Source organism: Cephaloticoccus capnophilus (assembly GCF_001580045.1).
Classification (GTDB): Bacteria; Verrucomicrobiota; Verrucomicrobiia; order Opitutales; family Opitutaceae; genus Cephaloticoccus; species Cephaloticoccus capnophilus.
On record NZ_LSZP01000044.1, the window covers coordinates 1 to 13,468 of the forward strand.

At 59.3% G+C, this 13,468-nt stretch carries 14 protein-coding genes, 4 pseudogenes and 1 riboswitch; of the genes and pseudogenes, 10 read left to right on the forward strand and 8 right to left on the reverse strand.

The window, feature by feature from the left end:
* On the forward strand, positions 1-682 hold a 682-nt coding region (locus AXK12_RS09290; protein WP_197456997.1), incomplete at its 5' end, for a hypothetical protein.
* Between the two features lie 191 nt (positions 683-873).
* Here AXK12_RS09290 and AXK12_RS05075 read toward each other — a convergent pair.
* Positions 874-1,239, reverse strand: a complete 366-nt coding sequence (locus tag AXK12_RS05075; protein WP_156468885.1) for a hypothetical protein — start codon at positions 1,237-1,239, stop codon at positions 874-876.
* Between the two features lie 540 nt (positions 1,240-1,779).
* Here AXK12_RS05075 and AXK12_RS05080 point away from each other — a divergent pair.
* The 3 genes and pseudogenes from AXK12_RS05080 to AXK12_RS09045 all read left to right on the forward strand — a co-directional run.
* On the forward strand, positions 1,780-2,091 hold the full coding sequence (locus AXK12_RS05080; protein WP_197456998.1) for a helix-turn-helix domain-containing protein: 312 nt from the start codon (positions 1,780-1,782) through the stop codon (positions 2,089-2,091).
* Positions 2,092-2,104: 13 nt separating this feature from the next.
* Positions 2,105-2,311 (forward strand): hypothetical protein, encoded by a 207-nt coding sequence (locus AXK12_RS05085; protein WP_068712119.1) that lies wholly within the window; start codon positions 2,105-2,107, stop codon positions 2,309-2,311.
* Between the two features lie 578 nt (positions 2,312-2,889).
* A pseudogene (locus tag AXK12_RS09045) lies at positions 2,890-2,991 on the forward strand (IS5/IS1182 family transposase); the annotation flags it as partial.
* A gap of 8 nt (positions 2,992-2,999) precedes the next feature.
* Here the strand turns inward: AXK12_RS09045 and AXK12_RS05095 are convergent.
* A pseudogene (locus AXK12_RS05095) lies at positions 3,000-3,365 on the reverse strand (LLM class flavin-dependent oxidoreductase); the annotation flags it as partial.
* On the opposite strand from AXK12_RS05095, the pseudogene AXK12_RS08520 reads away from it, so the two are divergent.
* The 5 genes and pseudogenes from AXK12_RS08520 to AXK12_RS09585 form a co-directional block, all read left to right on the forward strand.
* Positions 3,361-3,525, forward strand: a pseudogene (locus AXK12_RS08520) (XRE family transcriptional regulator); the annotation flags it as partial. The pseudogenes AXK12_RS05095 and AXK12_RS08520 overlap by 5 nt on opposite strands.
* 34 nt (positions 3,526-3,559) lie before the next feature.
* The gene (locus tag AXK12_RS05100) at positions 3,560-4,540 is read left to right on the forward strand and encodes an ABC-three component system protein (protein ID WP_068712316.1); all 981 of its coding nucleotides are present in this window, start codon (positions 3,560-3,562) and stop codon (positions 4,538-4,540) included.
* Entirely contained in the window at positions 4,509-4,757 is a 249-nt protein-coding gene (locus AXK12_RS05105) for an ABC-three component system middle component 8 (RefSeq protein WP_068712122.1), read from the forward strand. The genes AXK12_RS05100 and AXK12_RS05105 overlap by 32 nt, the downstream gene beginning before the upstream one ends.
* The gene (locus AXK12_RS05110) at positions 4,744-6,540 is read left to right on the forward strand and encodes a DUF2326 domain-containing protein (protein ID WP_068712124.1); all 1,797 of its coding nucleotides are present in this window, start codon (positions 4,744-4,746) and stop codon (positions 6,538-6,540) included. Before AXK12_RS05105 ends, AXK12_RS05110 begins: the two co-directional genes overlap by 14 nt.
* 157 nt (positions 6,541-6,697) lie before the next feature.
* Positions 6,698-6,907: pseudogene (locus AXK12_RS09585) on the forward strand (IS3 family transposase); the annotation flags it as partial.
* Positions 6,908-7,132: 225 nt separating this feature from the next.
* Here AXK12_RS09585 and AXK12_RS05115 read toward each other — a convergent pair.
* The 6 genes from AXK12_RS05115 to AXK12_RS05140 all read right to left on the reverse strand — a co-directional run bounded on the left by AXK12_RS05115 (position 7,133) and on the right by AXK12_RS05140 (position 12,080).
* Complete coding sequence (locus AXK12_RS05115) at positions 7,133-8,437, reverse strand: LLM class flavin-dependent oxidoreductase (protein WP_068712126.1); 1,305 nt, start codon at positions 8,435-8,437, stop codon at positions 7,133-7,135.
* A gap of 4 nt (positions 8,438-8,441) precedes the next feature.
* Positions 8,442-9,209 (reverse strand): 3-oxoacyl-ACP reductase, encoded by a 768-nt coding sequence (locus tag AXK12_RS05120; RefSeq protein WP_068712128.1) that lies wholly within the window; start codon positions 9,207-9,209, stop codon positions 8,442-8,444.
* 19 nt (positions 9,210-9,228) lie between these two features.
* Entirely contained in the window at positions 9,229-10,026 is a 798-nt protein-coding gene (gene thiD / locus AXK12_RS05125) for a bifunctional hydroxymethylpyrimidine kinase/phosphomethylpyrimidine kinase (protein WP_068712130.1), read from the reverse strand.
* On the reverse strand, positions 10,007-10,666 hold the full coding sequence (thiE, locus tag AXK12_RS05130; protein ID WP_068712132.1) for a thiamine phosphate synthase: 660 nt from the start codon (positions 10,664-10,666) through the stop codon (positions 10,007-10,009). Before thiE ends, thiD begins: the two co-directional genes overlap by 20 nt.
* A complete protein-coding gene (gene thiM / locus AXK12_RS05135) occupies positions 10,663-11,481 on the reverse strand; it encodes a hydroxyethylthiazole kinase (protein ID WP_197457002.1) in 819 nt (272 codons plus the stop codon). The genes thiE and thiM overlap by 4 nt, the downstream gene beginning before the upstream one ends.
* Before the next feature lie 55 nt (positions 11,482-11,536).
* Positions 11,537-11,634, reverse strand: a riboswitch (TPP riboswitch).
* Positions 11,635-11,672: 38 nt separating this feature from the next.
* Complete coding sequence (locus AXK12_RS05140; RefSeq protein ID WP_068712134.1) at positions 11,673-12,080, reverse strand: winged helix-turn-helix transcriptional regulator; 408 nt, start codon at positions 12,078-12,080, stop codon at positions 11,673-11,675.
* A 111-nt stretch (positions 12,081-12,191) separates the two neighbouring features.
* Here AXK12_RS05140 and AXK12_RS05145 point away from each other — a divergent pair, with 111 nt between their 5' ends.
* Positions 12,192-13,379: an MFS transporter gene (locus tag AXK12_RS05145; RefSeq protein WP_068712139.1), complete on the forward strand. Its 1,188-nt coding sequence runs from the start codon at positions 12,192-12,194 to the stop codon at positions 13,377-13,379.
* The last annotated feature ends 89 nt before the right edge of the window (positions 13,380-13,468 follow it).

Here is a 13,468-nt window from a genome sequence, read left to right on the forward strand (position 1 = left end):
GCTGGAGGCGAGTTTTGACCGTAGCGCACACGGGAAAATAATGGAGGACTTGCGCGAGGGTCGGCAGACAGCGGACACGCTGTTTTTAGCCTACTCCACGCTGGCTAACTTCCAACCGGTCTCAATGTCGGAGTATCCGCAAACCTACCTCAACCATCCCAATGGCCGGATTCTGTACCTGCTGAAGACTTTTACGCTCAAGGCGATGTCGGCTATGCGGCGCGAAGGGATTAGCAAAATCGTGAACGGCCAAACCTTCGCCGAGAAACGGGAGGGTTTTAAGAACCTGATGCTTCTGGGCGGGCTCATGTATCTGTTGGGTGTCCCAGTCGATGCACTGAAGGACTGGATAATGGGCCGAGATCCTCAGCTCGAAGACTTGCATGTAGACAACTTGCTTAAGCTCGTAGGCGTGAACCGCTGGGCCATGTGGCGCGCGCGTGACGGGCACTTGCTCCAAGCAGGCTGGGCCATCGTGGGCCCGCCGAAACCGTGGGCAGACTACCCCGCGAGCGACTGGCAGAAAATCCAGAGGGAGCAGCGCAAGGGCTACGGGGCTGATCTGTCGAAATTGGAGAGCTGGAAACTCGTACCGATCATTGGGCGGCCCTACTACTGGCACTTGGGCGGCGGTGCGGACAAGATCAAGCAGCGCAAGCTTAAGGAGTGGGGGCTGTACTGAGCAACTAGCGCGGCAAGCCGCCTACAAAAGATTAATCCTGTAATTGGCCACGCACTACACCGCCTTGCTTAGCCCAACAAAAAACCCGCCGTTGCGGGCGATAAGGTTGCAAGCTCAGGTTGCAACCTTCCTCGGCTCGGGTGCCTGCCATCGGTCGGACTACTTGGCCTGCCAGCCCGAACGCCTAGCCGTTAAGAGGGTTTGCGGCTCACCACGGCTTCGGCGGCGGCGGCGGCTCGGCTAGCGGCCATGATGACCGCGCGAACCTCCTCGCTGCTCTGGCGGTAGGCGTCCAGCTCTGGGGGGGCTACGTAGTGGCCGGATGGGTTAAATACCGCGTCACGCAGTTTTTCCGCGAAAGTGGCGGGGGCAGTTTGTGGAGTCTCTGGGAGCATTTCGGCCATCACGTGGCTGACGAGTGCCTCGCTTAGCCGCTCGCGAGGCTCGTGGTCGTTGTCCAACCAGCCCTGAGGCAAGCCCATGATTTCCTCAACCTCTCGGGCACTCGTGCTGCCGATTGAGCGGGCACAAGACGACTTCCCGAGCCATTGGCTCACTTGCTGATCAGATTTTTTGACGGCCTTTGCTAAATCCCTTATAAATCGGAATTTAGAACGAATTTCGAGGAGGTTTTTAAGGCGGATTTGTTCGATAGTTTTCACGCTATACCACTACTCGAAGATGACGCCGCTTCCCGTAGCAAGGTCTTGATCGAGCGGCGAAACACGGGGTTACTTGCACGGTAATCGGACAGCAATTCGGCTTCGTCAGCGCTCAACGCTACGCGCGGCGGCACAGGCGCAGACGGCACCGCCGACAACAGGGAAGCCGGAAGGCGCTGGCCGGTGAGGATGTAAAGCACGTCTGCGCCGTGTTGGGCCAGTCCTGCCAAAACATCCCCGGTAGGAGTTCCATTACCCCGTTCATATTGCCCCCATGTGACGCGACTAACGGCAAAAACATCAGCCGCTTCCTGCTGTGTGCCCCACAGCCGCGCACGTTCTTCAGCAAGACGCTTGTGGCCCTGAAAGAATTTCTTATTTTTTTTTCATGACACCCCTTGACTGATATAGAAATATTTATCAATGATTCGCTCCATGCAGTCACTAACCCCAGTCACTCGCCGCGCTTACAACAAGCCGTTTTCCCGAACCGAAATACACCCCGAGCAAATCAAGGCGCTGCTGCGCATGAAAGGCATCACGCCGACGGCGCTGGCCGATGAGCTGGGCGTTGGTCACAGCTCAGTCTCACAGGTTATTAGCGGCAAGTCGGTATCTGCCCGCATCCGCGCCAGCATTGCCGAGATTATCGGCATGTCCGTCGAAGAGCTTTGGCCGCATCCGCGCCCGGCGCTGCGCCGCACCCGCGAGCAGGTGCAGGCCATGCGGCAACGCGTCCCAGCCTAAAAGGAGCCTCGCCATGACGCCCACGCCCATACTCCGCGCGCTCGATGAGCCTGTGTCCCCAGAGCTGGCGATGCTGCTCAGTCTCGATGCGCGGCTAGCTCGGATAGAGCAGCGCGTTAATGCCGTAGTCCCGCCGCAGCGGCCTTTGCGCATTAATGAATTCGCCAAGCTGGTAGGGCTGTCGCGCTACGCCGGCCTCGATTCGGATCCGCACGCTTAAGCGGGAGGGTCGCGGGCCGACTCAGTTACTCGCGGGTAATGGTGTGACGGTTAAGATTGAGGAGTTAATCGGTGGGGTGTGGGTGCAGCGTGCTCTTGAGATGTTCTGGGGCGGTGATGGGCCGCATGTGCCGCATGCGGATGCTTGGGCTATACGGTTATCGCTGTACCGTGACAGCAGTCTAGGGGAGCTGCTTGACCAGCGGATTGTGCCAATCGCGGCGGATTCGGGGACTGCTGGGCCTCCGGGTATTCCCGGGCCGAAGGGCGACAAGGGCCCAAAGGGCGATCAAGGCGACAAGGGGCCTCCGGGCCCTCCTGGAGCAAATGCGCCAGCGCCAACGCTGCGGGGGCTATCGTTTGAGGCTAACGGGGATGTGAGTTTTACCGGTCAGGGGCCTTATGTGCACGGGACTGCTGCGGCGATTTCGTGCGCGGTTAACAACAACAACAAGCTTTTCGACAAATGGGAAAAGGCGGGAGGGCCGGGTAACATCAACCAAGTGTCGAATGTTAACGCGTCGAGTACGAGTGTCCTGATGACGGCGGAGATCAAGTTACGCGCGAAGTTGAAGAATAAAGAACCGCAGACTGTGGAAGAACTGCGAGCGACTGCTCAACACCCGCCTGATCAAGTTCGTCCATTTGGCCTTCTTGGGAATCTTGCTCAGAAGACTTTGAGCACGTTCTTAGATTTTTCCCGCCGGCCTCGCCAGCCCTAGATGCCCGCGCAGCGTACCCGCCTCGTAATCCCGCCGAAACAATCCCCGTGCCTGCAATACCGGTACCACGTGGTCCACGAAATCGTCCAAACTGTGCGGCAGCGACGGCGGCATCAGGTTAAAGCCGTCGGCGCCGCCTTCGCGCAGCCATTGTTCCATGCGGTCGGCAATCTGTTCGGGCGTGCCGACCATCGTGCAGTGGCCGCCGCCTGCGGCCAGCCGGCCCAGTAGTTGGCGCAGCGTGGGCCGCTCGGTGTCGATGATGCGCAAAATGGTGGCGTAGCGGCCCTTGGGCCCCTTGAATGCGTCCAGCGGCGGCAGAGGCGGCACGGGCATGACTCAACCGAACGTGTCCCAAGTCCGCCGCAACACGCTCCAGAACATTTCGCTGGAACGGCTGATGCAGGCACTGGTGTCGTTGGATCAGCGTGTGGAGATTGTGGTGCAGCCTGCGCGGCGTACTCATTCGGCGTGCATTAAGGTTGCTGCATGAGCCGGTGGGGTCTGCATAGAGGGGGATGGGGAGAATGAAGTTTGCTTATGAAGATTTGAGCGATGATCAGTTTGAGGTGCTGATCGTGCTCTTGTGCCAACGCTTGCTTGGTATCGCCGTTCAGGGTTTCGCAAAAGGGCCGGATGGCGGGCGTGATGCAAAATTCGTCGGCACGGCGGAACTGCATCCCAGTAAGGCCGCCTCGTGGGTGGGCACGGTCATTGTTCAGGCCAAGCATACAAACGGGTACAACCGCAGCTTTTCGGAACTGGATTTCTACAGCACATCTAGGAGCAACACGGTGGTCGGCGAAGAAGTGCCACGCATCAAGAAGCTGCGCGAGGCCAAGCAACTCGACCACTACATGCTGTTTTCGAATCGCCGCCTGGCCGGCAATTCCGAGACAGAAATCCGTGACCACATCGCCGCCGAATGCGGTGTCCCTGCTTCATCTATCTATCTTTGCGGCCTGGAACAACTGGAACTGTGGCTGAAGCGCTTTCCAGAAGTGGCTCAGGAGGCGAATTTGGATGCGGTGGACTCGCCGCTTATTGTCAGTCCAGATGATCTTGCCGAGATTGCCCAAGCGCTAGCGCGTCAGAAGGATGGCCTGACAGCGTTACTCGACGACCCGCCCACCGTGCGCGTGACGTATGAGGAAAAGAACGCGCTCAACAATATGACGGCAGCGTATGCAAAGGAGCAGAGGCGTAAATACCTGAAGGAAACTGCGCAAATTCATACTTTTTTGGCGGCACCAGAGAACATCGAATTGCTGCGCATGTACGAATCTGCGGTCGATGAGTTTCAACTCAAGATCCTTGCGAAGCGCAAGGACTACCAGACCTTCGACGAGGTCATGGAGTATCTGGTGTATCTGCTGTTCAATCGTGACCCGGTTCTTCGGCAGCGCGCCCACAAGCGACTGACGCGAGCCATTCTTTTCTACATGTATTGGAACTGTGACATTGGGGAGGTGGATGATGATGCGACCAACCAAACACTCACATCCTGATCGCACAATCATTAATGTTTCTCTGCTGCTCCTGTCGCGGCTGAAAGATCGTCGCATTGATGAATACGATGTGCTGCGCAAATTTGCAAAAAAACACGTTGTGGGCGGCGACGTGCTTTTCCTGCCCGCGCTCAACTTTCTTTATCTGATGGGCTTAGTTGAATATCGTCCCAAGACTGACGCAGTGGAATACGTGGGGCCAAATGAAGCTATCTAAACTCTATTCCAACAAGCCGGATGTGTTCGAGCCCGTGGACTTTGCTCCTGGACTGAACGTCGTCATGGCTGAAATCCGTCTGCCGGAGAATAGAAACAAGGACACCCATAATCTTGGGAAAACCACGCTGGGGCGTCTTTTGGACTTCGGCTTCCTGGCGGGCAAAGACCCTAAGTTCTTCCTCTTAAAGCATTTTGACTTGTTCAAGAATTTCGTCTTTTTCCTTGAAATTGAACTGGAGGATGGCTCTTTCATCACGATCCGACGCAGCGTAGAGGACGCAACAAAGATCGCCTTCAAGCAGCATGAAGCAGGTCATCAAGACTTGTCGGCGCTGGCGCTAGCGGAATGGGGGCATCGGGACGTTCCTTTTGAGCGTGCACGCAAACTGCTTGACGGCCTGCTCGACTGGCGTGCTCTCAAGCCGTGGTCGTACCGCAAAGCGCTTGGCTATTTGTTGCGGTCACAAGAGGATTTCCGCGAAGTTTTCCAACTTCGCAAGTTCGCTTCCAAACATGCTGACTGGAAGCCATTTCTTGCATATCTTCTGGGCTTCGACGCGAAGCTGATCGCTGACCACTATGCGAAAGAGCATGAACTTGCCAAAAAGCAGGCGACAGCGCAGACCATTAAAAATGAACTAGGAGGTTCGGTCGAGGACATCAGCAAAATTGAAGGCATTCTTCTGCTTAAGCAAAAGGACGCAGAGAAGAAGCAAGTGCTGCTGGATGCTTTCGATTTTCGTGCCCAAGACAAGGATCACACCAAGAAGGTGGTTGATGAAGTCGATGAGCGAATCGCCGCACTGAATTCGGAACGCTATTCCTTGAGTCAAAACAGGAAGAAGGTGCAAGCATCCTTGCAGGAAGATCAAATCCTTTTCAGCCCTGATGAGGCACAGCGGTTGTTTGGCGAAGTCGGCGTGCTGTTCCAGGGGCAAATCAAGAAGGATTTCCAGCAATTGATCGCTTTCAATCGGGCCATCACGGATGAGCGTCGTGGCTATCTTCAAGAGGAACTTGCGGAAATCGACGAGGAGTTAAAGCGGGTGAGTGCAGAGTTGAATGCACTGGGGAAAAAGCGTTCGGAAATGCTCTCCTTTCTGAGCGGAACGGATGTTTTCACCAAGTACAAACAGCTCTCGGATGAGATGGTGGCGTTACGCGCGGACATCACATCGTTGGAGCACCAAAAAGGCCATTTGCATCGCCTCCAGGCCTTGCGTACAGAGATTCGATCCTTGACGGAAGAGCGCGATCATTTGCAGGAACGGATTCAAGCCGACGTGGACAAGCAGAACTCCGATCAGGCAAGCCTGTTCTCCATGATCCGCATTTTCTTCAGCGAGATTGTTGAGGAAGTCATTGATCGCAAGGCGCTGTTGAGCGTGGCGATCAACCAGGCGGGTCATCTGGACTTCAAAGCGGAAATTCTCGATGAATCGGGTAATGCCACCAGTGCTGACCTGGGGCATACATACCGCAAGCTGTTGTGCGTTGCCTTCGATATGGCCGTGCTGCGAGCGCACTTGGGCGAGAAGTTTCCGCGCTTTGTCTATCACGACGGAGTGTTGGAGTCGCTGGACGACAGAAAGAAAGAGAACTTGCTGACGGTTGTATGCCGTTATGCAGATTTGGGATTGCAGCCGGTCATCACGCTGATCGACTCCGATTTGCCAGTACGAGCAGAAGATAAAGCTCCTGTTTTTACAGCAGGTGAAATCGTCGTCACGCTACATGATGAGGGGGATCACGGCCGAATCTTCAAGATGAGAGGGTGGTAATTCAATCCTCATTGGTTCACGCGATCAGTCAGGCCATCCTCCTGGCATTCAACGTGATGGCTTGTCCGCATTAAGCAGGCCGATTGTCGTATCACCGGTATGACAATTCAAATGCAGAAAATCTTCCTTCTATAAGTATCCGGGCGTTCCGGTGGCCCGGCGGCGTGCCCCGTCGTTGCGTAGCCAGCGAGCACAGCGCGACGAGCAACTCACGGTCAATATTCAACGGGTTTGGCAGGAGAATCACGGCGTGTATGGCGCGGACAAAGTATGGCGGCAACTGAACCGCGAGGGCATTTGTGTTAAGCGCTGCACGGTCGAGCGGCTGATGCGCAATCAAGGTCTACAGGGCATGCGCCCTGGAAAACCCGCGAAGCCCTCGAACTGGCAACGCTGGAATGGGTCGCCTGGTTCAACCCTCAACGCCTGCATTCTGCCATCGGCGACATCCCGCCTGCCGAGGCCGAGGCAAACGACTTCAATCGACTCAACAGCGCTGAACAACAGGCTGTTTTACTTTAGCCAAATAGCCTCCGCGAAACCCGGGGCGGTTCATCTTGGGAATCTTGCTCAGAAGACTTTGAGCACGTTCTTAGGTTTTGCGTACTGGCCTCGCCAGCCCAAGATGCCCGCGCAGCGTACCCGCCTCGTAATCCCGCCGAAACAGCCCCCGTGCCTGCAATACCGGCACCACCTGATCGATGAAATCGTCCAAACTGTGCGGCAGCGACGGCGGCATCAGGTTAAAGCCGTCGGCGCCGCCTTCGCGCAGCCATTGTTCCATGCGGTCGGCAATCTGTTCGGGCGTGCCGACCATCGTGCAGTGGCCGCCGCCTGCGGCCAGCCGGCCCAGTAGTTGGCGCAGCGTGGGCCGCTCGGTGTCGATAATGCGCAAAATGGTGGCGTAGCGGCCCTTGGGCCCCTTGAATGCGTCCAGCGGCGGCAGGGGCGGCACGGGGGCGTCCAGGTCCCAGTCCATGCAGTCTTGGTCGATGAAAGTCTGCAACTGGCGCAGCGACGACTCGGTCGGCAGCAGTGCGTCGAGCTCGGCCTGCTTGGCGCGGGCTTCGGCCTCGGTCGAACCCACATAAGTGACCAGGCCGGGCATGATGGGCACGGGGTCGCGCCGGCCCGCCGCGCGCACGCGGCGCTTGACGTCGCGGTAGTAAGCCTGGGCGGATGGCAAGTCGTAGGCGACGGCGTAGATGGCTTCGGCATACCGGGCGGCCAGATCGCGACCCTGTTCCGATGCGCCGGCCTGGAACATCACCGGATGCCCCTGCGGCGGGCGCGGTACGGTCAGCGGGCCATCGACGCGAAAATGTTCGCCCCGGTGGTCGATGCGCCGCACTGCGCCGGGGCGCACGTAGTCGCCCGCGCGGCGGTCCACGATCAGCGCATTGTCGTCCCACGAATCCCACAATCGCAGCACGGCCTCGACGAACTCCTCAGCGCGCGCGTAGCGCCAGGCGTGGTCGGGCATGGCCTCAAAACCGTGGTTGCGCGCCTCAGCGTCGAACATCGACGTCACCACGTTCCAACCCATGCGTCCGCCCGAAATATGGTCGAGCGAGGCCAGCATGCGTGCGGCGTGAAACGGCGTGAAAAAGGTGCTGGATACGGTGCTGACGAGACCAATGCGTTCGGTTGCGCGCGCCATGGCCGAGAGCATGGTCAGCGGCTCTAGATACCACAGCGGCCCGTCAGAGCCCATTCCAAACGCGCCCGCCGAATGGCCGTCGGCAAAAAACACGGCGTCGAGCTTGCCGCGTTCGGCCGTGCGCGCCAGCGACTCGTACCAGGCGATGTCGCCCAAGCGCTCGGCGGCAGAGTCCGGGTGACACCAGGCGGCGCGGTGATGACCGCAGCCGAATAAAAATACGTTCAGGTGCAGCACGAGCCTACCCCTTGACCAGTCCGCCGTCAACAATCAGGTTCTGCCCGGTCACGGCGCGCGACCAGGGCGAAGCAAAGAACAGCACCGCGTCGGCGAACTGCGCCGGCGTCGTCACCTGCCGCAGCGGCGTGTTGGCCGCGATCAGATCGAACACGGCCTCGGGCGTGGCCGCCGAGGCATCGGTGGTGCGCAGCAGCCCGCCCGACACCATATTGACCGTGATGCCGTCAGGCCCCAGATCGTTGGCCAGCGTGCGGGTCAAGGACAGCAGCGCCGCCTTGGCGGCGGTGTAGTCGTGGTACGGCACTACCGGGTTCTGGAACAGATTGGTGCCGATGTTGATGACGCGACCGCCCCCCGCCTCGCGCATGCCGGGCAGCGCCGCTTGGACGACATGCAGCGCGCCGCCCAGCACGCCTTGCATCTGCTGGTTCATGCGCGCCCAGTCCAGCGCCTCGGGGCGAGGCCGGGCGTCGCCGTCAAAGCGGAAATCCGGCAACGCGTTGTTGACCACGGTGGTGACGGGGCGGCCCAGTGCGCGACGCGCCGCACTGAGCATCGCAGCGACGGCTTGCGGGTCAGTCACGTCGGCTTGCAACGCGATCGCGCGTCCCGGTGCGTCGGCGGCCAGGGCGCGGGCGGCAGTCTCGCTGTGCAGGTAATTGAGAACTACTGTCGCGCCTTCGCGCAAGAAAGCGCGGGCAATTGCCGCGCCCAAGCCGCGACCTGCGCCGGTCACGAGGACGATCTGTTGATTAATCGGGTGTGTCATACGAGGTTCCTTAATTTTTCTACCAGAGTTGATGAAAATGATGTACCGGCCCGTGGCCGGAGCCCACCGACAGTTGTCCGGCAGCGGCAATCGCACCGGTCAACCAGTCCTTGGCGGCACGCGTCGCCTGCTGTAGCGGCTTGCCTTTAGCGAGCTCGGCGGCAAGGGCACTTGAGAGCGTGCAGCCGGTGCCGTGGGTGTTGAGCGTGGCAATGCGCCGCCCCTCAAACCAGGTAAGATTAGCGCCTTGCGCCAGCAGGTCAGGACTGTTCTCGCCCTCAAGATGCCCGCCTTTGAGCAGCACGGCGCGCGCCCCAGATTTGAGCAATTGGCAGGCTTGCGCGGCCATCTCGTCTCGATTGGCGGCAACGGGTTGCCCCAAGAGTGCCGCCGCCTCTGGCAGATTGGGGGTAATGACATGCGCCAATGGCAGCAAAGCCTCAATGAGGGTCGCGACGGCAGTGGGGTCGAGCAAGGTCGCACCCCCTTTCGCAATCATAACCGGATCCAGCACCAGCGGTATCTGGCGGTGCGGCGCAAGCGCCGCCGCAACAGCTTGGGCGATTTCGCTTGAGGCGATCATGCCGATCTTCACCGCATCGACCCGCACATCGGCAAAGATCATGTCAATCTGCTGGCGGACAAAAGCCGCCGGCGGCAGGTGGATGGCGGAAACCCCTTGCGTATTTTGTGCCGTCAGCGCGGTTATCGCCGCCATACCATAGACGCCGCGCGCTGAAAATGTTTTAAGGTCGGCCTGAATGCCGGCACCGCCTGAAGGATCGGAACCGGCGATGCTAAGAACGTTGTGAAGCAAGATTTTTTCCTCTTTGAATGGCTTGAGTGATAATCTCCGCAGCAGCGCCTGGGTCTGGTGTGCTGCAGATGGCTGAGACAACCGCTATGCCTTGAGCGCCAGCGGCAAAGACGGCCGGCGCGTGGATCGCCTTCAAGCCGCCGATGGCCACGCTTGGGACCGGACTGAGCGCCGCCAAGCGCGCCAGCCCGTCCAGCCCTAATGGCGGCTGGTGATCGGGTTTGGTTGGGGTGGCAAAAACTGGACCGATGCCGGCATAATCAACCCGGACTGGGTCAATGGCCGCAGCACGCTCAGCCGTTTCCACCGAGAGGCCGAGGATCATGCGCTCGCCGATGCGGCGACGCGCTTCAGCCACTGGCATATCTTGCTGGCCGATATGCAGCCCGTCCGCTTTAGCCGCGATAGCCGCCTCGACATCATCATTGATGATGAGCAGGGCCGCACTGCCGGCGAGCGCCGCCTTCAGACGTTGCGCCGTTTCAACCATGCGGCTTGTCGAGGCCTCTTTGTCGCGTAACTGCACCATGGTCGCACCGCCAGCGACAGCGGCGAGTGCTGTGCGTACTGTAGCCTCATAGCCACCACAAAGGGCGGGATCCAGCACCAAGTAAAAGGAGAGGTCGAAGGAAGGCCTCATAAATCGACAATCCTCGCTTCAGCATCGAGCGCCTCAGGCGTGAGGGCGGCCAGCGCATCAAGAAACTGCCAGGAAAAAGATCCCGGCCCCGCCGCCGATCGTGCGGCGCGCTCACCGGCAACGGCAAACAGCGCCAATGCGGCAAGGCTTGCGGTGAAAGTATCGTCAGGGGAAACGGCGGCGAAAGCGCCGATGAGGGCGGTCAAGGAGCAGCCAAGCGCCGTGACCTGGGGCATCAGCGGCGAGCCGCCATAGATGTGTGAGGCGCGCGCCCCATCGGTGACGAAATCAATCTCGCCGGTGACGGCGATAACTGCCTTATGGCGGCGAGCAAGTTCCCGTGCCGCCGCTTCCGCCGCTGCGACTGAGTCCCCACTATCGGCACCACTGCCATGGTTGGCTTGACCGGCAAGAGCGATAATCTCCGACGCATTGCCGCGAATGATGGTTGGCGATAGCGCGACGAGCTCAGCCACCACATCGCGCCTGAAAGGGCTGACAAAATGGGCGACTGGATCGAGCACCCACGGTTTGCCGCTTGTCTGCGCCGCTTTTGCCGCCCCGCGCATGCCCTCGACCCAGGACGGCGAGAGCGTACCGATATTGATAGTCAAGGCGGCGGCGAGGCGCGCAAAACCCGCCGCTTCCGCCTCAGCATGAACCATCGCCGGCGAGGCACCCGCGGCGAGCAGCACATTGGCGGCAGTATTCATCGCCACATAGTTGGTGATGCACTGGACGAGCGGCCTTTCACGCCGCAGCTTGGCAAGCAAGCTGCCTAGTGTTGGACTACTGGGAATTAGGGAATCAAGCATCTGCACTCCTTAAGTTAAAGCGGAGCGCGAGCAGACGGATGGCGGCTTTTCAAGCTGAGACATCCGATCGACTCCCTCCGCCGGCATTATCCGGTTCAGGTTTAAAGGGTATTTCTCAGCCCGCCTTGTGAGCGGGCACCCCTGTCGTTATCTGCGCGGACCCCGAACCGTTTCGGCAGGCTTGTCAAGCCTCACTCGCTGATGATTTTGCCCCGCGCGCCAGTGCTTACAGTGCCGTTTGCTTCCAGTTCATCCAGCGCCGCTGCGTGTTCTTGTCCCCAACGGTAAAGCATCTCGACCGCTCCGGCAAAGGTTTTACCCAACGTGGTCAACTCGTATTCGACCTTGGGCGGAACCACGGTATAGACGTGCCGCGCCAGCAGGCCGCGCATTTCCATATCGCGCAGCGTTTGCACCAGCATCTTTTTGGAAATGCCCGGCAGCGCCCGCTGCAACTGGCCGGTGCGGCAGCGTCCGCCCGGCCAGCGGTCGAGCGCGTGCAACACCATGCTGACCCATTTGACGGTGAACAATTCCATCACCCGACGCGGGGCGCAGTCGGCTTCAAACACCAAGCGCTCATCAAGCCTGTTCGACATTTTATGGTTCCCTATAGGTGCCTATGTTCCGTCATGGTAACTACTTTCCAAATAATATCAAGGCCACTATATTCCCCTTTATCTATATTTATACCTATGAAGAAGCCTGTCATGCCTGCTGCCATTTGGGCGCTTGCCATCGCCGCGTTTGGAATCGGGACGACCGAGTTCGTGATTTCCGGCCTGCTGCCCGGCATCGCTGCCGAGTTCGCCATTTCCATCCCCACCGCCGGATACACCGCCACCAGTTACGCGCTGGGCGTGTTCGTCGGCGCGCCGCTGTTGGTGGTGCTGGGGTTGCGCCTGCCGCAAAAAGCCATGCTGATGGGGTTGCTGGGCTTTTTTATCGCGGGCAACCTGCTCACCGCGCTGGCACCGGGCTTTGCCTGGGTGCTGGCTGGGCGTGTGCTGACCTCACTCACGCACGGCGCATTTTTCGGCATCGGCTCGATTCTGGCCGCCGACATGGTCGCCCCGAACCGCCGCACCACGGCCATTGCCCTGATGTTCAGCGGCCTGACGCTGGCCAATCTGCTCGGCGTGCCCGGCGGCACTTGGCTAGGGCAGGCGCTGTCATGGCGGGCGACGTTTTTCGCCATTACCGTGATCGGCGTGTTGGCACTGTCGGCAGTGGCCTTGTGGGTTCCCAAGAGAAAATCACATGAAGTCCCCAATTTGCGCCGGGAACTGGCGGCCTTTGCCGATGCACAGGTCCTGCTGGCGATGGGCATTACCATCTTCGGCCCGGCGGCGTTTTTCACCGCCATTACCTATATCGCGCCGATGATGACGGAACGGGCGGGTTACTCCGATCACGGCGTGAGCGGCATCCTGTTGCTATTCGGTCTGGGGCTGTTTATCGGCAATTTGCTCGGCGGCAAACTGGCTGATCGCGCCTTGATGCCGCTGCTGTACATCACCTTGGCTGGACAGGCGTTGGTATTGTTCGTATTTTTCTTCGTCGTGCAAAGCCGTCTGGCATCGGCCTTGTGCGTGCTGCTCATGGCCGGTTTCGGCTTTGCCACCGTCGCGCCGATTCAGCGGCTGGTGCTGGACAAGGCGCGCGCCGCCGGGGCATCCAGCAACCTGATTGCCTCGTTCAATATTGGCCTGTTCAACCTAGGAAATGCGATTGGCGCTTGGTTAGGCGGCTTTGTGATTGCGCAAGGCTTTGGCTACGCCGCACCGAATTGGGCGGGCGGCCTGCTGTCTACGCTGGCGTTGGGATTGGCGCTGTTGTCTGGCTGGGCCTCGGCGGCGGCGGCCTCCCGCTCATCCCGGTCTGTGAGACTGGAGTAATACCGATCCTATTGGAGAATAATGAGTAGGGGGAAACGGGTGTTTCTCTTGGTGGTTAATTGAAATTTTACACTATAGCTAACTAGAGG